Source organism: Streptomyces sp. NH27 (assembly GCF_056859195.1).
Genome location: NZ_JACEGK010001051.1, coordinates 1 through 628, shown reverse-complemented (window position 1 = coordinate 628; position 628 = coordinate 1). Strand labels below are relative to the sequence as shown.

Annotated in this window: 1 pseudogene; it reads left to right on the top strand. The window is 71.3% G+C overall.

The annotated features are described in order from the left end of the window. Window positions 1-609 (top strand): annotated as a pseudogene (locus AC13HU_RS37960) (hypothetical protein); the annotation flags it as partial. Between the last annotated feature and the right edge of the window lie 19 nt (window positions 610-628).

Here is a 628-nt window from a genome sequence, read left to right as displayed (position 1 = left end):
ATGGACCCCGGACCGGAGTGCGCGGGGGAACAGGCGGCGAAGGGGCTGCACGTGTTGCTCCACGCGAAGGCCGTGCTGCCCGGAGGGGCGAAGGTGGCGTACGACGCGGCCCATGCGGATGGCAGGGGGCGGGCCGCGGAGTTGGTGACCGGGTCTGTTCGGCAGACGGTGAGGGCCGCGCAGAAGGTCACTCTGGCGGGACACGTGTACACCGTCGCGGAGGTGTGCACCTACCGCGTCGTGCTGACCGGTCCGGGGCTGCACGCCCCCGCCCCGACGGAAGGGAAGGCGGCCGACTGGCCGACGACTTACGACGGTGTGCTGCCGTTGCGGTGGCACGTGCCGCTCAACTCACCTGACGACGGCGGCGTCGCGAAGTCCATCGTGGTGACCGACGTCGCCGACCATCCGCTGCGGTGCGACATCAGCATGGTCATGGGCGAGGACGGCGGAGGCTGGTTCCGCGACGTGCCGGTGGGCGGCACGATCGAGTTCGCCGGCCGGCTGTGGAAGGTGGCGCAGATCGGCGCCGGGAACATGGACGTCGCCATGGACTCCCCGGACTTCGCACCCGGCCGGGTTCAGCTCCAGGAACTCGGGGACGCGTAGGGCGGGTTGGTGGGGGTGG